This is a genomic window from Luteimonas sp. KH_071 (assembly GCF_057838005.1).
Genome location: NZ_CM174458.1, coordinates 3,534,949 through 3,558,109 on the forward strand (window position 1 = coordinate 3,534,949; position 23,161 = coordinate 3,558,109).

Genomic DNA, 23,161 nt, shown 5'->3' on the forward strand with positions numbered 1-23,161 from the left:
TCCGGTGCCGGCATCGCCGGCGACGGTTGCAGTCTGGCCCTGTCGGGCACGCGCGATGCGAAGTCGCGACGGGCGGTCCGGCCCGAGGGGGTAGTCGCGCGTCGCTAGCCGGTGCGGCACTGTCCGGCGAGGTCGTGCGTCCGGTCGTAAGCGCGCGTGGCGATGTCGAAAAAGCCGAGCACCGTCGGGAACAGATCGTCGTGGGCATGCGGTGCGCGCGCCCCGTTGCGGACGCACGCCAAGTCGAGACCCATCGACCGCGCCGAGTCGGCCGCGGTCCACAACACCATCGGCACCTGCAGCTGCTGCGCCGGCGCGATCGCGTACGGCGCGCCGTGCAGGAACAGGCCGTACTCGCCCAGCGATTCGCCGTGGTCGGACACATACAGCAGCGCGCTGTCGCGATCGCTGCGCGCGGCCAGCAGATCGACCAGCTGACCGAGCACGGCGTCGGTGTAGAGGATCGCGTTGTCGTAGGCGTTGACGATCGCCGGCTGCGCGCAGCGCGCCAGATCGGCGCTGGTGCAGGTGGGCCGGTAGCGCGCGAACGTCTCGGGATAGCGCTCGAAATACGCTGGCCCGTGGTTGCCGAGCATGTGCAGCACCAGCAGCGTGTCGCCCTGCGCGGTGTCCAGGCGCTGGCGCAACGCGGTCACGAGCACTGCATCGAGGCAGCGGCCGTCGCGGCAGGCGGCCGGATCGATCGCCGCGGTCATCGTCTCCATGCCGGTTCCCGCGCAGACGCCCTTGCAGCCGGACTGGTTGTCCAGCCAGTCGACGGTGACGCCGGTGCGGGCGACGACGTCGAGCAGGCTCTGCTGCGCGCGGATCGCATCGCGGTCGTAGTGCGCGCGGCCGAGCGCGGAGAACATGCACGGCAGCGAGACTTCGGTGCTGCTGCCGCAGGCGGCGACGTCGGGGAAATTGACCACGCCGCGCGCGCGCAGCTGCGGCGTCGTGTCGCGCGCATAGCCGTTGAGGCCCCAGTGATCGGCGCGCACGGTTTCGCCGATCACCAGCACCAGCAGGCGCGGCCGGCGCATCACCGGTGTCGTCGTCTGGCGCGCATCGGTGGCCACCGGCTGGCGTTCGCCCGGCGGCACTTCGTCGCGCTCACCCGCGGCGCGCACCGCCGACACCAGCACGTTGCCCGGCGTGATCCGGTAGCGCAGTGCATGGTCGGCGCGGACCAGCGAGAAGATGCCCTGCGACGCACTGCCGAGCGCGCCCGCGGCCAGCAGCGCCATCGCCAGCAGGAACACCACACGGCGCACCGCAGCGCGCCCGATCGCATCCCGCCGCACCGGCACCAGCGCCAGCAGCACGGCCGGTGCGACCCCCTGCAACAGCACGTGCAGCAGCAGGCCCGCCGACAGCAGTTCCCGGCTTTCGGCGGGATCGGTGCGCAGCACGTTGTGGATCATCTCCACGTCGAACAGCACCGCGTAGTGCGTGGCGAAGAACGACGCGAACGCGGTCACCACCAGCAGCGCGCACAGCACCGGCTTCAGCGCGCGGCCGAACGCGAACAGGCCGAACAGCAACGCATGCAACGCCACCAGCGCCACGCCGAATGCGAACTGCACGGCCGGCGCCGCGCCGGCGACATGCAACGCGTGCCAGAACGTGGTGTTGGCGCTGGCGACGCACCAGGCTGACACCGCGACGAGCAATCCCTCGGGCGGCCACGGGCGCAGCAGCGCCGCACGCAGACGCTGGCGGATCTCGCGCGTGCCGTCGGACACCGCGACGTGGTCGTGGCCGGTCCCGACGACGCGGGCGCCGCGCCCTGCCAGTGCGCTCGCCCAGGCTCGCGGCGCAGCGGCACCGCGTTCGCGTGCAGGTGTGCGCGGCACGTGCCGCACGCCCGGTGTCCGTCCCTGTCCCTGCATCGCCACAGCGCCCGTGTCATGCCGGACCGTCCCGGCATGCGCAGGCTCGCGTTGATCGCGTCGGAAAGCCGTGGGAACGCCGTTTCCCAAACCTTAATCCGTGGGCACCGGCCTGCATGCGTTCCGACAGTTCTCCGACATCGCCGCGCCCAGCCTGCGTTCGGCATCACCGGCCGCGCGTGCCGGTGTGCGTCCATCAGGAGGTCCGACGATGTCCCGTTCCGTTCCGCGCGCCGTGTCCGCTCTCGCGCCATTCCTGCTGGTGTTCGTGGCCGGTCTGGCGCTGCTGTCCGCCTCGCGCCTGGGCCTGTCGCTGTGGCATGCAGGCGCGGTCGAGGCAGTGGACGGCTGGGCCCCTGTGCTGCTGCAGGGCCTGCGGGTCGACGTGGCGACGATGTGCATGTTCCTCGGCGTGGCCGCCGCGTTCTACCTGCTGCTGCCCGTCGGCCTGCGCACGCGTCGATGGGTCCGCGTGGTGTTCGCCGGCTGGCTGACGCTGGCACTGGTGGTGCCGCTGACGCTGGAACTGGCCACGCCCGCCTTCATGCACGAGTACGGCCTGCGACCCAACCGCGTATTCGTCGAGTACCTGCTGTACCCGCAGGAGATCGCCTCGACATTGGGCAAGGGCCACTTGCTGAGCAGCCTGCTGACGCTGGCGCTGAGCGTGACCGCCGCGCTGCTGGGTTACCGCACGCTGCGCCGCCGGCTGGCACGCACCGGCGATGCCGGCGCCGACTGGATGCTGCGCGTGGGTCTCGCAGTGCTGGTGGTGGCGCTGTCGGCGATGGGCATCCGCTCCACGCTCGGTCACCGGCCGATGAATCCGGCGCTGCTCGCGTTCTCCAGCGACGCCACCGTCAACATGCTGCCGCTGAACTCGTTCTACTCGGTCGCGTTTTCGATCCGCGACCTGCTGCGCGACGACCCCGGCGCGCGGCTCTACGACACCGCCACGCCGGATGCCGCAGTCGCCGCCTACATGCACGCGCGCACCGGCACGTCCATCGCGGCGTCGGCGTCGGCGCCGGTACTGGTCGAACACGCGCCGGCCTACACCGGCCGGCCGCGCAACCTGGTCATCGTGCTCGAGGAGAGCCTGGGCGCACAGTTCGTCGGCAGCCTCGGCGGCCTGCCGCTGACGCCGAACTACGACCGCCTCGCCGCGCAGGGCTGGGCGTTCGATCGGCTCTATGCGACCGGCACGCGCTCGGTGCGCGGCATCGAAGCGGTGATCAGCGGCTACACGCCGACGCCGTCGCAGGCGACGGTCAAGCGTCCGCGTGCACAGGGGCAGTTCTTCACCCTGGCCAGCGTGCTCGGGCGACACGGTTACGACACCACGTTCTACTACGGCGGCGAGAGCCACTTCGACAACATGCGCGGCTTCCTGCTGTCGAACGGCTTTTCGCGCATCGTTGACCGCAAGGATTACACCGCGCCGGCGTTCGTCGGCTCGTGGGGCGTGTCGGACGAAGACCTGTTCGATCACGCGCATGCCGAGTTCACCCGGCTGCAGGCAGCGGGCACGCCGTTTCTCGGCTTCGTCTTCACCTCGAGCAACCACGACCCGTTCGAGTTTCCCGACGGTCGCATCTGGCTGCACGATGCACAGAAGGCCACGCGCAACAACGCCGCCAAGTACGCCGATTACGCGCTGGGCCGCTTCATGGACCAGGCACTCGCGTCGCCCTACGCGGACGACACGGTGTTCCTGATCGTCGCCGACCACGACTCGCGCGCGTTCGGCCGCACGCTGGTGCCGGTCGACAACTTCCACATCCCCGGGCTGATCCTCGCCCCGGGCCTCGCGCCGCGACGCGACGACCGTCTGGTCAGCCAGATCGATCTCGGCCCGACGCTGCTGTCGCTGGTCGGCATCGACGAGCCCACGCCGATGATCGGTGCCGACCTCACGCGTCCCGGGGGCCCCGGCCGCGCACTGATGCAGTACGACCAGAACTTCGCCTACATGACCGACGACGCGATGGTGGTGCTGCAGCCGGCGCAACCGCCGCTCGCGTTCGCACGGCGCGCCGACGGTGCGCTGCAGCCGCAAGCCACCGCACCGCCGGGTCTGGTCCGCGACGCGACGATGCATGCGCTGTGGGGCACGCTGGCCTACGAGCACGGCTGGCACACCCTGCCCGACACCCGCGCCGATGCCGGCGCGGGACGCGTGCTCAGCGCTGCGCGTGCCCGCTGAGCGCCGTCCAGCCCGGCCAGTACCGGGCGACGCCGGTGGCCACGCTGGCGCACACCGCGAGCGCCCACACGTCGTGGGACAGAAAATGCGCGCCGCGCAGCTGCTGGGCCACGCCGAACACCGTGCCCAGCGCCAGACCGGCCGCCAGGCCCCATCGCCGCCAGCGCGGCGCGGCATGGCCGAGCGCGAAGTACAGGCCGACCCAGGCATACCCGGCGCCGGCATGGCCGGCCGGAAAACAGGCGCCCACGCCGGCGAACGGCAGCGCCCATGCGCGCGTGCCGCCGTAGCGCAGCAGATCCCAGGGACAGTCGACGCCGGTGATGCGCTTGAGCACGGCGACCAGCACCGCGCACAGCACCACGGTGGCCAGCAGATAGCCGGCCGCGCTGCGCCAGCGCGCAGACAGCACCTGCAGGCGCCGGTCGAGCAGCAGCAACGCGGCCAGCGCCGCGCCCGCCAGCACGGTGAGCAGACGACCGCCGTCGTGCAGCAGACGCGACGTCCACCACGCCTCGCGCCACGCCCAGCGTCCGCCTTCCCAGGCATAGAGCCGGTCGGCCAGCCACGCATCGACGCCGAGCCCCTGCAGCGGCACCGTCAGCGCGAGCGCCGCAAGCAGCATCGCTGTGATTGCAGGCCAGCCATCGAGACGTCGGGCAACCGGCCAGCCGGTGGCGCGCACGCTCACCACGGCACGCAGGCCCAGACGGCGGCGTGCAGCAGCAGGCTCACCGTCACCGCGGCCGAGCCCGCGTCCTTGGCCTTGCCCGACAGCGGATGCCGCTCGGCGCCGATGCGGTCGATCGCGGCCTCGACCGCGGTGTTGAGCAGTTCGACCACGAACACCAGGCCCAGCGTCACCAGCAGCAGCGCGCGCCACAGCGGAGCGGGCACCAGCAGCCAGATCGCGGGCACCACGACGAGCGCCAGCAGCGCTTCCTGCCGGAACGCGGCTTCGCTGCGCCAGGTGTCCCGCAGGCCACGCACCGAATGGCCCAGCGCCGCGACCAGCCGCGGCACGCCGGTCGGTGCAGACCCGCTGGAGGTGGAGATCGACATCGCAGGCTCCTGCCGGCAGACGGGCGCCGGCGCGGCCCGCAGCGTCGCGGGCGCGCTGTCGGAACGCGGTCGGAGATTCCTTCGCGGCGCATTAAGTCCGCGCGGGCGTCGCGGATTCGTCTGGCGGCAGCGCGCCGCCGCGCGCATGCTAGGTCGCGATCGCCCTGCACGGACCGCCATGCGCCTGCTCATCGTCGAGGACCACGCGCCGCTGGTCGCCAGCCTGTTCGCCTACTTCGAAGCGCGCGGCGCGCAGCTCGACGCGGCGCCCGACGGCGTGGTCGGCCTGCACCTGGCGGTGACCCAGACCTTCGATGCGATCGTGCTCGACTGGATGCTGCCGCGGATGGAAGGCCCGCAGGTGCTCAAGACCCTGCGCGAGCACGGCATCGACACGCCGGTGCTGATGCTCACCGCGCGCGACCAGCTGCCCGACAAGCTCACCGGGTTCCGCGCCGGCGCCGACGACTACCTCACCAAGCCCTTCGACCTCGCCGAACTCGAGGTGCGCCTGCTCGCGCTGATGACCCGCGCACGCGGCCGCAGCGCCGCGCGGCATCTGGAAGTCGGCGATCTGGCGTTCGACCTGGCGACGCTGGAAGTGCGCCGCGGCGGGCGTCTGCTGCACCTGTTCCCCGCGTCGCGGAAACTGCTGCAGGTGATGATGCAGGCCAGCCCCTCGGCGGTCAGCCGACAGCAGCTGGAATACGCGCTGTGGGGCGACGAGCCGCCCGACGGCGACATGCTCCGCTCGCACATCTACGAACTGCGCCGCAGCGTCGACGGCGACCAGCCGGTCAAGCTGATCCACACCATTCCGCGGGTCGGTTACCGCATCGCCCTGGATGCGGATACCGATGTCCCGGCGCACTAGCCTCGCCCGCCAGATCACCATCGCCGTCGTCGGCTACGCGGTGCTGCTGAGCATCGCGCTGTTCACGCATGGCGTGCTGGTCAATGAGAACGCGGAACGGATGGTCTGGCAGGCGCTGCTCGACACCCAGCTCACCGAGATCCTCGAGCGGCGGCGCCAGGACCCCGGCTACGCCTGGCGCAACAACGGCCGCTTCGATCTGCACCCGCTCGACGATCCCCGTGTCGAAGTGCCCGAGGTGTTGCGGCCGTTGACCCCCGGCCTGCACGACAGCGTCTTCTACGGCGACAACGAGTGGGCGGTGCTGGTCCGCGACACCGACGACGGGCGGCAGGCGCTGGCGCTCGACATCGACGGCTTCGAAGACCAGGAATGGGTGCTGATGCGACCCGTGCTCGCGTCCTCGGTGCTGGTGATGCTGCTGCTCGGCCTGGCCGCCTACTTCGGCGCGCGGCTGCTGACACGCCCCCTGCGCGATCTGGCCGCGCGCATCGGTGCGCTGTCGCCCGACCGCCACGGCCAGCGCATCGCGCTGCCACCGCGCGCGAGTACGGAACTGGCGGTGATCGCCCGCGCGCTCGACGATTACCTCGCCCGCAACGAGCAGTTCGTCGATCGCGAACGTGCGTTCATCGACACCGCCAGCCATGAGCTGCGCACGCCGCTGTCGGTGATCCGCAGCGCCAGCCAGATCGCGCTGTCCGGCCCGCGCACGCCCGACGCGATGGCGGCGCAGCTGTCGCGCATCGCGCGCACCACGCAGGAAGTCGAGCACCTGATCTCGGTGCTGCTGGTGCTGGCCAAGGATCCGGCGCGCGCGCTGGCCGGCGCGGAACGCCTGCACCTCGACGTCCTGCTGCCGCGGATCGTCGACGACCATCGACCGCTCGCGGCCGGCAAGGATCTGCAGCTCGTCGTCGATGTGCTGGCGCCGGCCACCCTGGTCGCGCCCGAGGCCGTGGTGCGCATCGCGATCGGCAATCTGCTGCGCAACGCGATCGAGCACAGCGACCGCGGCACCATCCACATCAGTCTCGAACCCGGCGGACGCGTGGTGATCCGCGATCCCGGACACGGCATGACGCCCGAGGAGATCAGCGCGCTCTATGCGCGCCTCGCACGCGGCGGCGAGCGCAGTGCCGGCATCGGCCTGGCGCTGATCGCGCGGCTCAGCGAACACCTGGGGTGGCAGCTCGACATCGCGTCCGACCCGGACCACGGCACCGTCGCCAGCCTGGTGTTGCCGAGCGTCGAACCCGGCTGACGGCGAACCGCCGGCGTTTCAGGCCTCGACCGCGACGCCGATCCATCGCCGGTCAATGCGGCGCCGCGGCGGCATTCCGCGCGCGCGTCGCCGGGGCGGCAGACGCGCGACAGGCTGTACAGGCGTCCGTGGCACGCGAGAGCGGCCCGGCGAATGCATTCCCACTGAACGCAGCGCGCGTTGTCCACCGGCTGCCCCGCACAGGTCGACCCGGTCCGGACGACCTGTCATGGTGGTCTCCCGGGCCCGCTGCTGCTGCCGCCGCGGATCGGCGCGATGCCGCCGATCTCCTGCAGACCCGGACATGCGTTACAGCAGCGATGGCGTGTTGGAGTGCATCCACGCCGTCTGCCTGCACAGGAGCAGACCCCCATGCGTCCGAACGACCACCGCGAGGTGCAGGTCGACTGGCACGCGCGACCCCACGAAGACGTGCTGCAGGCGTTGTCGGCGACTGCGGATGGCCTGAGCAGCGACGAAGCCCGTCGCCGGCTCGCATCCCTCGGCCGCAACGAACTGCCCGCCGCGCCCACGGTCCCCCTGTGGCGTCGGCTGCTGCGGCATTTCAAGGATCCATTGATCCTGTTCCTGCTGGCGGCCGCGGTGATCGCGCTCGCGCTGGCTCAGGTCGTCGACGCCCTGGTGATCGCAGCGGTCGTGGCGATCAACGCGATCGTGGGCCTGGTGCAGGAAGGGCGCGCGGAGCAGGCGATGGCGGCGCTGCGTTCGATGCTCGCCGCGACCGCGCGCGTTTCCCGCGACGGCGCGCGCAGCGAGATCCCGGTGGCCGAGCTGGTGCCCGGCGACGTGCTGCTGCTCGAGGCCGGCGACCGCGTGCCGGCGGATGCGCGGGTGCTGCGCTGTCGCGGCATGCGCGTCGACGAGGCCGTGCTGACCGGTGAATCGGTGCCGGTCGACAAACGCGCCGAGCCGGTGGCGGTCGAGGCCGACCTCGGCGATCGCGCGTCGATGCTGTACTCGGGCACGCTCGTCGCCTCCGGCCAGGCCAGCGCGGTGGTCGTCGCCACCGGTCGCGACACCGAGGTCGGCCGCATCGGCACGCTGCTGGGCGGCGTCGACAGCCTGACCACGCCACTGCTGGCGCAGATGTCGCAGTTCGGGCGCCGGTTCACGCTGCTGGCGCTGGTGCTGGCGGCGGTGCTGTTCCTGTTCGCGATCGGATTCCGCGATTACGCCTGGCTGGATGCGCTGATGATCGTGGTCGCGCTGGCGGTGGGCCTGGTGCCCGAAGGCCTGCCGGCGGTGATCACCATCACCCTGGCACTCGGTGTGCGGCGCATGGCCGCGCGTCAGGCCATCGTGCGGCGCCTGCCGGCGGTGGAGACCCTGGGCGCGACCACGGTCATCTGCACCGACAAGACCGGCACCCTGACCCGCAACGAGATGGTGGTGCGCCAGCTGGTCACGTCCGCTGGCGACGTGTCGGTGGATGGCGATGGCTATGCGCCCGTCGGCGCGATCATGCCTGCGGGCGGCGGCAGTGCGACCACCGCGGCGATCGGGGTCGCACGCATTGGTCTGCTGTGCAACGACGCGCGCCTGCATGAGGCGGATGGCGGATGGCGGATCGACGGCGACCCGATGGAAGGTGCGCTGCTGGCGCTGGCGGGCAAGGCCAGGCTCGATCCGGCCGCGATCGCGGAACGCCATCCGCGGCTCGACGAGGTGCCGTTCGACGCCGACTACCGCTTCATGGCCACACTGCATCGCGATGGCGACGGGGCGCTGGTCTGCGTCAAGGGCGCACCGGAACAGGTGCTGGCGCTCAGCAGCATGCAGCTCGATGCCGCCGGCAACAGCGCGCCGATGCAGGCCGGACACTGGCAGCAGGCCGTCGACGCCGCCGGCGCCGAGGGACAGCGGGTGCTCGGCTTCGCGTTCGCGCGCCTGCCGCGGGTCCCGGACACTTTCGCTGTCGCGGATGTCCGCGATCTGGTGTTCGCCGGCATCGCCGGCTTCATCGATCCGCCGCGCGAGGAGGCGATCCGCGCGGTCGCCGACTGCCGCAGCGCCGGCATCGCGGTGAAGATGATCACCGGCGACCATGCCGCGACCGCCGGTGCGATCGCGCGCCAGCTGCGGCTCGCCGACGATCCGCAGGTGGTCACCGGACGCGCGCTCGAAGACATCGACGATGCCGACCTGCCGGCGCTGGCCGAGCGGGCCCATGTGTTCGCGCGCAGCAGCCCGGCGCACAAGCTGCGCATCGTGCGCGCGCTGCAGTCGCGCGGCCACACCGTGGCGATGACCGGCGGCGGGGTCAACGACGCGCCGGCGCTGAAGCAGGCCGACATCGGCATCGCGATGGGCCACAAGGGCACCGAGGCCGCGAAGGAGGCCAGCGAGATGGTGCTCGCCGACGACAATTTCGCGTCGATCGCGGCCGCCGTGCACGAGGGCCGCGCGGTCTACGACAACATCCGCAAGGTCGTCGCGTGGACGCTGCCGACCAATGGCGGCGAAGCATTGACCGTGGCGCTGGCGATCGTGTTCGGCTGGGTGCTGCCGATGACCGCGCCGCAGATCCTCTGGATCAACATGGTGCTCACCATCACGCTTGGCCTGGCGCTGGCGTTCGAGCCACCGGAACCCGGCGTGATGCAGCGGCCGCCGCGCCGGCGCAGCGCGTCCCTGATCTCGCCGTTCATGCTGTGGCGGATCGCGCTGGTGTCGTTGCTGTTCACCGCCGGTGCGTTCGGCATGTTCGCCTGGGCGCAGCGTCGCGGGCTGGACATCGCGACCGCACGGACGATGGTGGTCAACGTGTTCTGCGTGATGGAGATCTTCTATCTCTTCAGCGTGCGTTACCTGCACGGCGCCTCGCTGTCGTGGGCCGGCCTGCGCGGCACGCCGGTCCTGCGATGGGCGGTGGCGGCCGTGGTGGTCGCGCAGCTGGCCTTCACCTATGTGCCTTGGATGAATACCGTCTTCGGCAGCGGCCCGGTGCCGCTGCTGGAGGGTGTGGTCATCGTGCTCGTGGGCGTGGCGATGCTGCTGGTACTGGAGGTGGAGAAACGGGTGCTGCGCAGGCTGGGCGTCTTCGACGAATTGAAGCCGGCCACGGCGGCGACGCCGGTGCCTCCACCGGCCACGGCGCCGACGCAGGTCGTGGCATGAGCGCCCGTCGCGACGTCGACAGCGCGGGCACGGACGAGGTCGCCGGCGTGCTGGTCGCCACCGACCTCGACCCGCGCTGCGATCGCGCCATCGGTCGCGCACGGCTGCTGGCGCGTGCACTCGGCGGGACCGCGACCGCCGCCACCGTGCTCGATCCGGCAGACACGTGCACCCGCGGGCTGCGGTCCCGTGGCAGCCCGCACTGGTATCGCCCGCCGACGCGGCGCATGCATGCGCAACAGTGGCTGCAGCGGCAGTTCAAGGATGCGGCCGTGCCGTGGGACACGCATGTCGACGAAGGCCACCCCGGCGAGTGCCTGTCCCGGCTGCTCGATGCACGCGACGACACCCTGGTGGTGATGGGCACGCTCCGCAACGGTCTGCTCGGGCCGGCGATGCTGGGATCGACCGTCGACCGCCTGCTGCGCCGGGACCGCGCGTCGTTGCTGGTCGTGCGCGAGCGCGCCCATGCGCCGTATCGTCATCTGCTGGTGGCCAGCGACTTTTCCGCGCCCTCGCGCGCCGCGTTGCGGCACGCACATGCGCTGTTCCCGGAGGCGCGGATCACGCTGCTGCATGCGGTCGATCCGCCGATGCTCGGTGTCGCCGCGGACACGATCGACCCGCCGATCGCGCAGCCCGACGCCCAGGGCCAGGCGTTCCTGCGCGAGGCCGTGCCCGACGCAGGACGTTTCGAACTGCGCGTCGAACACGGTGATGCCGCGCGCCTGGTGCAGCAGTACGTCGAGACGTTCGCGCCGGACCTCGTCGTCGTCGGCAGCCATGGCCGCAGCGCCGCCTACGAAGTCGTCATCGGCAGCGTCGCCCGACGCATTGCCGCGACCTCGACCGCCGACACCCTGGTGGTGCGCGGATGACCGCATCAATCACAGATGCCGGGGGCGACGACGGGCTCGGCCGCCTGCTCGCGCATGTCGCCGCGCTGCCGCCGGTGCGGGTCGCGGTGGTGCATCCTTGCGACGCGGCCAGCCTGACGGCCGCGCTCGATGCGCGCGACGCCGGTTTGATCGTGCCGGTGCTGGTGGCGCCACGCGAGCGGCTCGAGGCCGTCGCGGCGGACGCGGGCCTGGACCTGACCGGCGTCGCCATTGAACACGTCGCCCACAGCCACGCCGCAGCGGCGCACGCGGTGGCGCTGGCGCGCGCCGGCGAGGTCGAGGCGCTGATGAAGGGCAGCCTGCACACCGACGAGCTGATGGCGGCGGTGGTGGCATCGGCGACCGGGCTGCGCACCAAGCGCCGGGTCAGCCACTGCTTCGTGCTGCAGACGCCGCACTATCCGCGGCCGTTCATCGTCACCGACGCGGCGATCAACCTCGCGCCGGACCTGACGCAGAAGGCCGACATCGTGCGCAACGCGATCGACCTCGCCCACGTGCTCGGCATCGCCGTGCCGCGGGTCGCGATCCTCGCTGCGGTGGAAACGGTGTCGCCGACGATGCCGGCCACGCTCGACGCCGCCGCGCTGTGCAAGATGGCCGACCGCGGCCAGATCACCGGCGGCGTCCTCGACGGCCCGCTGGCGCTCGACAACGCGGTGTCGATCGATGCCGCGCGCAGCAAGGGCATCGTGTCCGAGGTCGCCGGCCGGGCCGACATCCTGGTGGTGCCGGACCTCGAAAGCGGCAACCTGCTGGCCAAGCAGCTGGTCTTCATGGGCAACGCCGCCAGCGCCGGCATCGTGCTCGGCGCCCGGGTGCCGGTGGTACTGACCAGTCGCGCCGATGCGCGGGAATCGCGGCTGGCCTCGTGCGCGATCGCGCTGATGCTGGCCCACCACTACCGCGAGAGCCCGCCGTGACCACGCCCGCCACTGCCGACCGGTATCCCAGCCGCGGCGATCTGCTGCTGGTACTCAACTGCGGTTCGTCGAGCATCAAGTTCGCGCTGTTCGATGCCGGCCAGACGCCGCTGCCGCGCGCGCCGGTGTGGAACGGCAAGGTCCAGGGCATCGGTGGCGACGCGCCGAGTTACGGCGAGACCGGGCGCGAGCCAGAGCGCGTGACGCTGGACGCGGACCAGCCCTACCACGCGGCGTTGTCGCGCATCCTCGACCGCGTTGCGGCGCGCTTGGGCGGTCGCCGGCTGCACGCGGTGGCGCACCGGGTGGTGCATGGCGGCGGCCGGTACGAAGCGCCGGTGCGCATGGACGCCGCGGTGCTCGCCGACCTCAAGGGCTACGTGCCGCTGGCGCCGCTGCACCAGCCCTTCGCGCTCGAGGCGATCGAGATGCTGCTCGAGGCCGAACCGGCGCTGCCGCAGGTCGCGTGCTTCGACACTGCCTTCCACCACACCCTGCCGCAGGTCGAGCGGATGCTGCCGCTGCCCTACGACGCATGGACCCGCGGTCTGCGCCGCTACGGCTTCCACGGCCTGTCCTACGCCTACATGGCCGAGGTGTTGCCCGAGCGCCACGGCGCTGTCGCGCGCGGCCGCTGCATCGTTGCCCACCTCGGCAGCGGCGCCAGCCTGTGCGCGATGCAGGACCTCGAAAGCGTCGCCACCACGATGGGCTTCTCGGCGCTCGACGGGCTGATGATGGGCACGCGCACCGGCGCCCTCGACCCTGGCGCGGTGCTGTACCTGATGGAGATCGAGAAGCTGAGCCTGGCCGAGGTGGGGCATCTGCTCTACCACCGCTCGGGCCTGCTCGGCGTATCCGGCCGCTCGTCGGAACCACGCGTGCTGCTGCCCCTGGAGGCCGAGGCCGGCGAGACCGGCGAGCGCGCACGCATCGCACTCGCGCTCTACGTGCGCCGTATCGTCCGCGAGGTCGGCGCCCTGGTCGCGGTGCTCGGCGGGCTCGATCTGCTGGTGTTCACCGCCGGCATCGGCGAACACAGCGCGGAGATCCGCGCGCGCGTCTGCGCCGGCCTGGGCTTTCTCGGCGTAGCACTGGACGCCGACGCCAATGCCGCCGATGCCGCCGTGATCTCGGCGCCCGCCAGCCCGGTGGTCGTCGGCGTCGAGCCGACCAACGAAGAATGGATCGCCGCGCGCCAGACCCTGGCGCTGCTTGGCACCGCGCACTGACACGACGCCATGACGACGATGCAGCGCCTCCGCGGCGTCGCCGGCCCGGCAGCAGGAGAATACCCATGCACCAGTCCACCCAGGCGCCGCTCGCCCATTGGCGCGCCGGCCACGGCCCCATCGCCCACAGCGCCGAAACCGCAGCCCGCGTCGACGCCCTGTTCGGCGCCCTCGTCGACACCGGCCGGCTCGCCGATCGCGACACCGGCTACGCATTGCTGGCCGCCGCTGACCGCCTTGCCTGTGCGGCGATGAACGTCGTCGCGCACATGACCTACGCGCGGCGCATCGACCTCGAGGGCCGGGCGCTGGACGCCGACGACTTCAAGCCCGTGCCCGAAGGCCACACCGGCGGCGCGCTCAACATGGTGCCGGCGTTCGTCGGCTACCTGCTCGCCAACGCGCTCAGCGGCCATACGCGCTCGTGGCTGATGGGGCAGGGCCACTGCGCCGCCGCGATCGAAGCGACCAACGCGCTGACCGGCGACGTCTCGCCGGCGCAGGCGGGGCGCTACGACCGCAGCGCGGACGGCCTGGCGCGGCTGATCACCGACTTCTATTCCTACGCCATCGGCGCCGATGGCCGTCCGGCCGTGCCGCTCGGCAGCCACGCCGGCCCGAATACCGCCGGCGCGGTGTCCGAAGGCGGCTATCTCGGCTTCGCCGGCCTGCAGTACGTGCACATGCCGCTGCCCGGCGAGCGCCTGGTGGCCTTCCTCAGCGACGGCGCGTTCGAAGAACAGCGCGGCTCGGACTGGACGCCGCGCTGGTGGCGCGCCGAGGACTGCGGCTTCGCGGTGCCGGTGATGATCCTCAACGGCCGCCGCATCGAGCAGCGCACCCAGATCGGGCAGGCCGGCGGCGCGGGCTGGCTGGCCGAGGACGTGCGCAACAACGGCTTCGCGCCGATGATCGTCGACGGCCGCGATCCCGCCGCGATCGCTTGGGGCGTCCTCACCGCCGATGCGATGCTGGAGGCCTTCGCAGCCGACCCGGCGCATCGCTACCCCGCGGCGCTGCCCTACGTCATCGCCGAGACCGACAAGGGCTTCGGCTTCCCCGGCGCCGGCACCAATGCCGCGCACAACCTGCCGCTCGGCGGCAATCCCCACCGCGATGCCGCGGTGCGTGCTGTCTTCAATGAAGGCGCCCAGGCGCTGTTCGTGCCGCCCGCCGAACTGGACGACGCGCTGCGCGTGCTGGGCACGCATGACGCGCAGCAGCGTGTGCGCGAAAGCCAGCATCCGCTCGCCCATCGCCATCCCGATGCGCCGGTGCTGCCCGAGCCGCAGTGGGAGACGGCGCAGGCGCGCGGCTGCGCGATGCACGCACTCGACGCCTGGTTCATCGCCCTGGTCGACGCCAACCCCGACCTGCGCGTGCGCGTCGGCAATCCCGACGAGCTGGCCAGCAACCAGATGGGCGGCACCCTGTTGCGGCTCAAGCATCGGGTCAACGTGCCCGAGGCCGGCGTGGCCGAATCGCTGCACGGCGCGGTCATCACCGCGCTCAACGAGGAAGCCGTCGCCGCGGCCGCCACCGGCAACAAGGGCGGGCTCAACCTGATCGTCAGTTACGAGGCCTTCGCAGTGAAGATGCTCGGCATGCTGCGCCAGGAGATCATCTTCGCCCGCCGCCAGAAGGAGCTGGGGCAGGTGCCGGGCTGGCTGTCGGTGCCGCTGGTGGTGACCTCGCACACCTGGGAGAACGCCAAGAACGAGCAGTCGCACCAGGACCCGACGATCGGCGAAGCGCTGCTCGGCGAGATGTCCGACACCGCGCGCGTGCTGTTCCCGGTCGATGGCAACACCGCCGTCGCCGCCCTGCGCGCGGTCTACGGCGGACGCGGCGAGATCGCCTGCCTGGTGATCTCCAAGCGCGAGCTGCCGAACCGCTTCGACGCCGCCGGTGCGCAGGCGCTGATGGCCAAGGGCGCGGGCCATGTCGCCGGTGATCCGGCCACGGCCGCCGTGCAGTTCGTCGCCATCGGCGCCTACCAGCTGGAAGAGGCGATGCAGGCGCATCGGCATCTCGCCCGCGCCGGTCACGCCTCGTGCGTCACCGCGATCATCGAGCCGGGCCGGCTGCGCATCCCGCGCGACGACATCGAAGCCGACTTCGTGCTCGACGACGCCGCGCTGACCGCGCTGTTCCCGCCCGGCCTGCCGCGCGTGCTGATCAGCCATACCCGCCCGGAGCCGATGCTCGGCGTGCTACGTCGCCTCGACGACGGCCCGGCGAAGACCCGCGCGCTGGGCTACATCAGCCGCGGCGGCACCTTCGCGGTGCCCGGCATGCTGTTCGCCAACCGCTGCACCTGGGCGCATGCGGTGGATGCCGCCGCCGCGGTGGCCGGGTGGTCGCGTGATGCGGTGCTGGACGCCGACGCCCGCTACGCACTCGATGGCACCGGCAACCCGGCCGACCTGCAGCTGCCCGTGGCCGGCACCTGACGCAGGCCGGCGGCAGGGCCGCGCAGCCACTTGTGGCCACGCGCGTCGCTGCCGATGCGACCGGTGTCCGGCATCATGGGGCGATGCCCGACGCCGTCCCCGACTTCCGCCTCTACCACTCCAATGCATTGGAAGTGCTGGCGGGCCTGATGGCGCACGCGCTGCGCACGCCGGCGCCGGGGCAGTCGCTGCTGGCGCCGGACGTGGTGCTGATCCCGCAGGTCGCGATGCGGCGCTGGCTGCAGGCGACGCTGGCCGCCGAACACGGCGTCGCCGCGAACCTGGAATTCGTGACGCCCGGCGAGTTCGTCGGCAAGGCACTGTCGGCCAATCTCGGGCCGCCGACCGACGAACCCGACGCCGCCGCGCTGCGCTGGCATCTGTATGCCGCGTTGACCGATCCGGCCTTCCTCGCCCAGCCCGCGCTGGCGGCGTTGCGCGCGCATGTCGACAGCGTGGATCCGCTGAGGCCGTGGGCGCTGGCCGGCGAACTCGCCTCGGTATTCGAGAAATACCAGGCCTGGCGCCGCGACTGGTTGCTGCGCTGGGAAGCGGGCGCGGACGCGGACGATCCGCAGGCGATCCTGTGGCGGCGCATCGCGCGCGGTCGCCAGCATCGTGCGCGCCGCATCCAGCAATACCTCGACCGCTTCGAAGGCCATGACGCGCCGTTGCCGGTCGGCCTGCCGCCGCGGCTGTTCGCATTCGCCACGCTCAATGTCTCGCCCGACGTGCTGCGCGTGCTCGCCACCCAGGCGCGCGTGGGCACGCTGCATTTCTACGTGCCCTCGCCGAGCCGCGATTACTGGGGCGACCTGCAGCGCGTGCGCGCCGGCGGCGCCGAGGCCGCGCGCACCGAGAATCCATTGCTGCAGGCCTGGGGCCACGCCGGGCGCGATTTCATGGCCGTGCTCGGCAGCTACGAAGTCGTGCATCCCGATGTCGAACTGCGCAGCGATGCCGATCCCGGCGAGGGTGGCGGCGCGCTGCACGGCAGCCTGCTGCGGCGCCTGCAGTCGGATCTGTTTCAGCGGCTGCCTTCGCCGCCGCCGAGCCCGACCGCAAGTGATCCGCGCACGCGTCTGCCGGCATTGCGGCGTGACGATCCCAGCCTGCAGGTGCACGCCTGCCACACGCGCCTGCGCGAACTGCAGGTGCTGCACGACCAGCTGCGCGCCTTGTTCGAGGATCCGCGCTTCGATCCGCCGCTGCAGCCGCGCGACGTCGCCGTGCTGGCGCCGGACATCGATCCCTACATCCCGTATCTGGATGCGGTGTTCGGCGGTCGCGGGCGCGAGGACGCCGGCTTCAATCAGGCCATTCCGTATGCGCTGGCCGATGCCAGCCCGCTCGCCGGCGAACCGCTGGCCGACGTGTTCCTGCGCCTGCTCGCGCTGCCGGTCGCACGCTTCGGGCTGGAGGAAACCCTGGACCTGCTGGCGAGTCCGCCGCTGGCCGAATCCGCCGGGCTCGATGCCGGCGCGTTCGCGCGCCTGCATGCCTGGCTGTTCGCGGCCGGTGCGCGCTGGGGCATCGATGCCGCGCATCGCGCGCGCCTCGATGCGCCGGCCGACGATGCCTACACCTGGGCCTTCGCACTCGACCGCCTGCTGCTCGGCCACGCCAGCGGCAGCGATGCACCGATCGCGACCGCGTCCGGTCAACTGATCGCACCATTGCCCGAACTCGAAGGCAGCGCGCTCGATGCGCTCGACACGCTGGTCCGCCTGCTGCGCGTGCTCGCGCGTCATGCCGACCTGCTCGGCGAGGCGATGCCGCCCGAGGCCTGGCGCGATCGCCTGCTGCGCCTGCTCGACGCACTGCTGCCGAAACCGCCGTCGACGCCCGCCACCCAGCGCGCGCTCGACCGCCTGCGCAGCCTGATCGATGCCTTCGCCGCCGATGCCACGCGCGCCGGTTTCGATGCGCCGGTGCCGTCGGAGGCCGTGCGCGCGCATTTCGCTGCGGTGCTCGGCGAGGCCGACACCCGCGCGCCGCTGCTGACCGGCGGCGTCAGCGTCGGCCGCATGGTGCCGATGCGCCTGCTGCCGTTCCGCGTGATCTGCCTGCTGGGCATGGACGATGGCGACTTCCCGCGCCGCGATCCGGCGGCCGGTCTCAACCGCCTGACCGCCGAACTCGGCACCGACCGCCGCCAGATCGGCGACCGCAGCACGCGCGACGACGACCGCTTCCTGTTCCTGCAGCTGTTCGCCGCCGCGCAGGACGTGTTCTACGTCAGCTACCAGGGCGCGGACCCGCGCGACGGCAGCGTGCGCGAGCCTTCGGTGCTGGTCACCGAACTGCTGGCGGCCGCCGATGCGCAGCACGCGCCCGATGCGCACGCGGCGGACGACCTCGTCGTGCATCACCCGCTGCAGCCATTCGCGCCGGCCGCGTTCGGCGCTGGCGACGAGCCGCGCCGGTTCTCGTATCGCCAGCAGTGGTGGCAGGCCGCATCGCAACCCGCGCAACGCCGCATTGCGCTGCCGGCGTGGTTCGACGGCGCCCCGCTGCCGCCGCCGCCCGAAGACGCCGACGACGCGCTGTCGCTCGATGCGCTGCGGCGTTTCCTGCAGGCGCCGGCCGAGACCTTCCTGCGTCAGCGGCTGGGCATGCGCCTGGCCGAAGTCGAGACGCTCGAAGGTGATGTCGAACCGCTGCTCGCACCCGGCCGTGGTCTGGCGAAACAGCAGCTGCAGCGCGCGGTGTTCGAGGCGCGTCTGCGCGGCGACGACGATGCGACCACGCAGGCCCTGCTGCGCGCGCGCGGCCTGCTGCCGTCCGGGCCGCTGGGGCGGCGCACGCTGGATGCAGTGCGACGCGAAGTCGACGGTTACGCCGAGGCTTTTCGCGCGTGGCGCGGCGATGCGGTCGCCGATGCACCGCGGATCGAAGCCGACATCGATGGTCTACGCCTTTACGGGCGCTTGGCTGACGTCTATCCAGAAGGCATCGCGCGCATCCGCTTCGATGCACCGAATGGCAATTCCGCGATTCGCGACGGCCTCGACTGGCTGCTCGCCAGCGCGGCCGGACTCGAGACACCGCTGGTGCAGTTCCACGACGGCGGCGATGCCGGCGCCGGTCCGCACACACGTGCCACGCTCGCGCCGCACGAGGCCCGCGCGCTGCTCGCGCTTCTGATTGCACTGCGCGTCCAGGGTCTGCGCGCGCCGCTGCCGTTCGCGCCCTACAGCGGATGGGAGCTGTTCAACGCGCCGAACCTTGAGCGTGGTCTGCAGAACGCCGCGAAGAAGTGGCACGGCAGCGACCGCAGCTGGGGCGAAGGCAACACCGAAGCGCTGCGTCTCGCGCTGCGCGGGCGCGATCCGTTCACCGATCAGGCCACGCAGGTCGCGTTCGTCGACCAGGCGATGACGGTCTTCGGCGCGGTGGTGAAGGGTCTGGTCTACGGCGGCACCGATCTGGATGCGCTGCGCGCGATCGCCGCGGACCTCGACGTGGAGGAATCGGAATGAGCAGCCCCGATCCCTACCTGCTGCTGCCGCTCGACGGCGTGCGCGCCATCGAGGCCTCGGCCGGCACCGGCAAGACGTTCACGCTGGCGACGCTGGTCGTGCGTCTCGTCGTCGAAAGCGGCCTGCGCGTGGGCGAGATTCTCGCCGTCACCTTCACCGAGGCCGCCACGCAGGAACTGCGCAGCCGCATCCACAAGCGCCTGAAGATGGCCGAGTCGCTGGTCGAGGCCGACCTCGGCGACGACGCCTCGCCCGAAGCCGCACTGACCAGCGCCGTGCTCGCGCAGCATCTCGCGCGCGGCGGGGAAACAGCCGCCGCGCTGCGGCGTCGCCTGCGCGGAGCGGCCGACGAGATCGATCTCGCGGCGATCTTCACCATCCACGGCTTCTGCGCGCGCGTGCTGCGCGAGCATGCATTGGAAGCCGGACAGGGTTTCGATGCGCCCGAGCTGATGACCAGCGACACGGCCTTGCGCGAGGCCATCGCCGCCGACCTGTGGCGCTCGCATGGCGTCGAGCCCGATGCCGCCGACGATCTGCTGAGCCTGTGGTCGGGCGGTCCGCTCGCCCTCGCTGGCGACCTGTCGCCGCTGGTGCGCGAACGCGTGCTGCGTCCAGCACTTACTGAGCTGCCCGACGATCCTGCGCCGCGACTGCGCGCTGCGGGGGCTGCGCTTGCGGCAGCGTTCCAGGCGCACGGCGACGACTTCCGTGCGGCGCTGATCGAAGCCGTCGACGCGAAGATCCTGCACGGCGCCAGCTACAAGGCCGACTGGATCACCGCGCTGTTCACCGAGCTGCGCACCTGGTGCGCGGCCGGCGATCACGACGTGCCGTTCCATCACGCCAAGCTGGCGAATCTGCGTCGCGACCGGTTGATCGAGAAGACCAACAAGACCGCCAAGGGCCCGACGCCGGACTCGCCCGTGTGCGATGCGATCCCCGCCTATCTCGCTGCGCTCGACGAGATCGCCGAATGGCAGGACGCGCGCCGCGTCGAACTGCTGCACCGCCTGCGCGATGACGCCCGCGCCCGCATCGACCGCTTCAAGCAGCAGCAGCGCGTGCAGACCTATGACGATCTGATCGACCGCGTGGCCGATGCCGTCGATGGCCCGCAGGCCGACGCGCTGGTCACCCAGCTGCGGGTGCAATACAAGGTCGCGCTGGTCGACGAATTCCAGGACACCGATCCGCGCCAGTGGCGCATCTTCGAGCGCGTGTTCGGCACCGCCAGTGGCGCGCCGGCGCTGTTCGTCATCGGCGATCCCAAGCAGGCGATCTACGGCTTCCGCGGCGGCGATGTCGAAACCTATCTCGCCGCGCAGTCTTCCGCCGAACTTGCACCGCCGCTGGCGCTGAACTTCCGTTCGCGTCCCGGGGTGCTGCGCGCAGTTGCGGCGCTGTACGCGCAGGCGAATGCGTCAGGCCATCCGCCATTCGTCGACGACCGCATCGCGTTTCGCGAAGTCGAACCCGGCGGCGTGCGTCGCGATGACGACTATCTGCGCGGCGGCGCGCCTGCACCGGCGCTCACGCTGTGGCAGGCGCCTGATCCGCCGCCCGATCACAAGGGCAAGATCAAACCCTGGAGCGCCGGCCGCTCGCGCGAACTCGCCACCCAGGCCTGCGTCGCCGAGATCCATCGCGTGCTCAGCGACGCGCGCGCCGGCACCGCGCTGATCGAAGGCCGTCCGGTGCAGCCCGGCGACATCGCGGTGCTGGTGCGCTCGCACAGTGAAGCCACGCGCATCCGCTCAGCGCTGGCGATGGTCGGCATTCCCGCGGTCGCCGCCGGCAAGCAGAGCCTGTTCGCGACCGCCGAAGCGCGCGACGTGCACGCCCTGCTGCTCGCGCTGCTGCACGGCGCCGACGACGGCCGCCTGCGCATGGCGCTGTCGACGGTGCTGATCGGCGAGGACGCAAGTCAAGTCGCTGCGCTCGACGAGGACGGCGACGCGCTGCGCACCTGGCAACTCGCCGCGCTCGGCTGGCGCGATCGTCTGCAACGTGGCGGCCCGCTCGCCTTGATCACCGATCTCTGCGCCGCACACGCCGGTCGCCTGCTCGGCCTGCTCGACGGCGAGCGGCGCCTGACCAATTACCTGCAGCTGGCCGAACTGCTGCAGGAAGCCCAGGCGCATGCGCTGGGCCTGCACGGCCTAGTCGACTGGCTGTCGCGCGTGATCGCATCCGCCAGCAGTGACGACGACAGCCAATTGCTGCGGTTGGAGTCCGACGCGCGCCGGGTGCAGGTGGTCACGCTGCACAAGAGCAAGGGCCTGGAATATCCGCTGGTGTTCCTGCCGTTCGCCGGCATCGGCGGCAAGCCGCGCGACGCCGGCCGCCACGTCACCGTCGCCGACGACGCCGGCCGCGCCCTGCACTGGAAATTGCTGCCGGCGCGATCGGGCTGGAATGATGCGAAGCAGCGCTGGCAGGACGGCCAGCGCGCCGAAGACGCGCGCCTGCTCTACGTCGGCCTGACCCGCGCGCGGCATGCGCTGTGGATTGCCGGCGGGCAATTCTTCGGCCATGACAAGGCCGCGATCGCGCACATGATCGCCACGCCGGATGCGCTCGCCGAAACGCTGGGCGATGTCATCCGCATCGACACGCAGACGCCGACCGCATCGCTGCCTTGGCTGCCGCCCGAATCCGAAGACACCGTGCCGGCCGCGCGCGTCGCGACGCGTTCGCTGCTCAGCGACTGGTGGGTCTACAGCTTCACCCAGCTGGCGAATGCCGAGTCCGGCCACGACGCATCCAGCGCATCCACGCAGGCGGCGCCCGGTGGCCAGGACGAGCCTGCTGTCGATCCCGACGCCGCGCCGGACTCCGCGGTAGAGACCGATGTCTACGACCCGCGCTTCGCAGGCGCGCGTTTCGGCGTGGTGCTGCACGACGTGCTCGAACGCAGCGACTTCGCGCAGTGGTCCGGCTGGACGCCCGATGCGCCCGCGCCCGACGCCGATGCGGACGTCATCGTCGAGCGCCTGCGCGCGGCCGGTTACGCGGACGCCGATCTCGACGACGGGGTCGACGTGCTGACCCCGCTGGTCGGCCAGACCCTGACCGTCACGCTTCCCGAAGGCGTGCGCCTCGCCGACGTGCCTGCGGACGCGCGCCGCCCGGAAATCGAATTCCAGTTCGCCCTCGCGCCGACCCGAATCGATGCCCTGCTTGCGCTGCTGCACCGCCACGGCGTGCTGACTGCGCGCAGCGGCTTCGGCATGCGCCGCCAGCTCGAGGGCCTGATGACCGGCCTGATCGATCTGACCTACGTGCACGACGGCCGCTGGTTCGTACTCGACTACAAGACCAACCGCCTGCCCGGCTACGGCCCCGCGCACCTCGAAGCCGCGATGGCACACAGCGAATACGACCTGCAGGCGCTGATCTACACCGTCGCTCTGCATCGCTGGCTGCGCTTCCGTCTGGGCGATGGCTACGACTACGCGCGTGATTTCGGCGGCGTGCGCTATCTGTTCTGCCGCGGGCTGGATGCGACACGCGACGATGCGCCGGGCGTGCAGGCGTGGCGCTTCGCGCCGGAGCTGGTGGATGCGCTGGATGCGCTGTTTGCAGGGCGGGATGTGGGGGTGGCGGCGTGAGGTGTGCAGACGACGACGCTCTGTTCTTCGGACTGCGTCTGGATAGGGCAGTAGCATCAGGAGCCGGGTTTATCGCGAGCGTCTGCCCTCACCCCAACCCCTCTCCCAGAGGGAGAGGGGCT

At 71.6% G+C, this 23,161-nt stretch carries 13 protein-coding genes; 10 read left to right on the top strand and 3 right to left on the bottom strand.

Features of this window, described 5'->3' with window-relative positions:
* Window positions 1-104: 104 nt before the first annotated feature.
* On the bottom strand, window positions 105-1,865 hold the full coding sequence (locus tag AC3IRM_RS16265) for a phosphoethanolamine transferase (protein ID WP_489204127.1): 1,761 nt from the start codon (window positions 1,863-1,865) through the stop codon (window positions 105-107).
* 238 nt (window positions 1,866-2,103) lie between these two features.
* Here AC3IRM_RS16265 and AC3IRM_RS16270 point away from each other — a divergent pair, with 238 nt between their 5' ends.
* Window positions 2,104-4,098, top strand: a complete 1,995-nt coding sequence (locus tag AC3IRM_RS16270; RefSeq protein WP_489204128.1) for an LTA synthase family protein — start codon at window positions 2,104-2,106, stop codon at window positions 4,096-4,098.
* Here AC3IRM_RS16270 and AC3IRM_RS16275 read toward each other — a convergent pair.
* Together AC3IRM_RS16275 and AC3IRM_RS16280 are read right to left on the bottom strand one after the other, a co-directional pair.
* The gene (locus AC3IRM_RS16275; protein ID WP_489204129.1) at window positions 4,076-4,723 is read right to left on the bottom strand and encodes a phosphatase PAP2 family protein; all 648 of its coding nucleotides are present in this window, start codon (window positions 4,721-4,723) and stop codon (window positions 4,076-4,078) included. The genes AC3IRM_RS16270 and AC3IRM_RS16275 overlap by 23 nt on opposite strands.
* A gap of 62 nt (window positions 4,724-4,785) precedes the next feature.
* Window positions 4,786-5,160, bottom strand: a complete 375-nt coding sequence (locus AC3IRM_RS16280) for a diacylglycerol kinase (RefSeq protein WP_489204130.1) — start codon at window positions 5,158-5,160, stop codon at window positions 4,786-4,788.
* A gap of 178 nt (window positions 5,161-5,338) precedes the next feature.
* On the opposite strand from AC3IRM_RS16280, the gene AC3IRM_RS16285 reads away from it, so the two are divergent.
* The 9 genes from AC3IRM_RS16285 (at window position 5,339) to AC3IRM_RS16325 (ending at window position 23,039) form a co-directional block, all read left to right on the top strand.
* The gene (locus AC3IRM_RS16285; protein WP_489204131.1) at window positions 5,339-6,034 is read left to right on the top strand and encodes a response regulator transcription factor; all 696 of its coding nucleotides are present in this window, start codon (window positions 5,339-5,341) and stop codon (window positions 6,032-6,034) included.
* On the top strand, window positions 6,018-7,298 hold the full coding sequence (locus AC3IRM_RS16290) for a sensor histidine kinase (RefSeq protein ID WP_489204132.1): 1,281 nt from the start codon (window positions 6,018-6,020) through the stop codon (window positions 7,296-7,298). Before AC3IRM_RS16285 ends, AC3IRM_RS16290 begins: the two co-directional genes overlap by 17 nt.
* 276 nt (window positions 7,299-7,574) lie before the next feature.
* Entirely contained in the window at window positions 7,575-10,436 is a 2,862-nt protein-coding gene (locus tag AC3IRM_RS16295) for a cation-translocating P-type ATPase (RefSeq protein ID WP_489204133.1), read from the top strand.
* Entirely contained in the window at window positions 10,433-11,314 is an 882-nt protein-coding gene (locus tag AC3IRM_RS16300) for a universal stress protein (protein ID WP_489204134.1), read from the top strand. The genes AC3IRM_RS16295 and AC3IRM_RS16300 overlap by 4 nt, the downstream gene beginning before the upstream one ends.
* Window positions 11,311-12,258 carry a bifunctional enoyl-CoA hydratase/phosphate acetyltransferase gene (locus AC3IRM_RS16305; protein ID WP_489204135.1) on the top strand — a complete coding sequence of 316 codons (948 nt, stop codon included), beginning with the start codon at window positions 11,311-11,313 and terminating at the stop codon, window positions 12,256-12,258. The genes AC3IRM_RS16300 and AC3IRM_RS16305 overlap by 4 nt, the downstream gene beginning before the upstream one ends.
* A complete protein-coding gene (locus AC3IRM_RS16310; protein ID WP_489204136.1) occupies window positions 12,255-13,490 on the top strand; it encodes an acetate/propionate family kinase in 1,236 nt (411 codons plus the stop codon). Before AC3IRM_RS16305 ends, AC3IRM_RS16310 begins: the two co-directional genes overlap by 4 nt.
* Window positions 13,491-13,555: 65 nt before the next feature.
* The gene (locus AC3IRM_RS16315; protein WP_489204137.1) at window positions 13,556-15,943 is read left to right on the top strand and encodes a phosphoketolase family protein; all 2,388 of its coding nucleotides are present in this window, start codon (window positions 13,556-13,558) and stop codon (window positions 15,941-15,943) included.
* An 83-nt stretch (window positions 15,944-16,026) separates the two neighbouring features.
* Window positions 16,027-19,425, top strand: a complete 3,399-nt coding sequence (gene recC, locus AC3IRM_RS16320) for an exodeoxyribonuclease V subunit gamma (protein WP_489204138.1) — start codon at window positions 16,027-16,029, stop codon at window positions 19,423-19,425.
* A complete protein-coding gene (locus AC3IRM_RS16325) occupies window positions 19,422-23,039 on the top strand; it encodes a UvrD-helicase domain-containing protein (RefSeq protein WP_489204139.1) in 3,618 nt (1,205 codons plus the stop codon). The genes recC and AC3IRM_RS16325 overlap by 4 nt, the downstream gene beginning before the upstream one ends.
* Window positions 23,040-23,161: the final 122 nt, after the last annotated feature.

What these genes read in the sequence shown, in the direction of transcription:
- AC3IRM_RS16280 (WP_489204130.1), bottom strand. Translation starts at nt 5,160, where the DNA reads ATGTCGATCTCCACCTCCAGCGGGTCTGCACCGACCGGCGTGCCGCGG.
- AC3IRM_RS16275 (WP_489204129.1), bottom strand. Translation starts at nt 4,723, where the DNA reads ATGCTGCTTGCGGCGCTCGCGCTGACGGTGCCGCTGCAGGGGCTCGGC.
- recC (WP_489204138.1), top strand. Translation starts at nt 16,027, where the DNA reads ATGCCCGACGCCGTCCCCGACTTCCGCCTCTACCACTCCAATGCATTG.
- AC3IRM_RS16270 (WP_489204128.1), top strand. Translation starts at nt 2,104, where the DNA reads ATGTCCCGTTCCGTTCCGCGCGCCGTGTCCGCTCTCGCGCCATTCCTG.
- AC3IRM_RS16295 (WP_489204133.1), top strand. Translation starts at nt 7,575, where the DNA reads ATGCCGCCGATCTCCTGCAGACCCGGACATGCGTTACAGCAGCGATGG.
- AC3IRM_RS16300 (WP_489204134.1), top strand. Translation starts at nt 10,433, where the DNA reads ATGAGCGCCCGTCGCGACGTCGACAGCGCGGGCACGGACGAGGTCGCC.
- AC3IRM_RS16285 (WP_489204131.1), top strand. Translation starts at nt 5,339, where the DNA reads ATGCGCCTGCTCATCGTCGAGGACCACGCGCCGCTGGTCGCCAGCCTG.
- AC3IRM_RS16315 (WP_489204137.1), top strand. Translation starts at nt 13,556, where the DNA reads ATGCACCAGTCCACCCAGGCGCCGCTCGCCCATTGGCGCGCCGGCCAC.
- AC3IRM_RS16325 (WP_489204139.1), top strand. Translation starts at nt 19,422, where the DNA reads ATGAGCAGCCCCGATCCCTACCTGCTGCTGCCGCTCGACGGCGTGCGC.
- AC3IRM_RS16290 (WP_489204132.1), top strand. Translation starts at nt 6,018, where the DNA reads ATGTCCCGGCGCACTAGCCTCGCCCGCCAGATCACCATCGCCGTCGTC.
- AC3IRM_RS16305 (WP_489204135.1), top strand. Translation starts at nt 11,311, where the DNA reads ATGACCGCATCAATCACAGATGCCGGGGGCGACGACGGGCTCGGCCGC.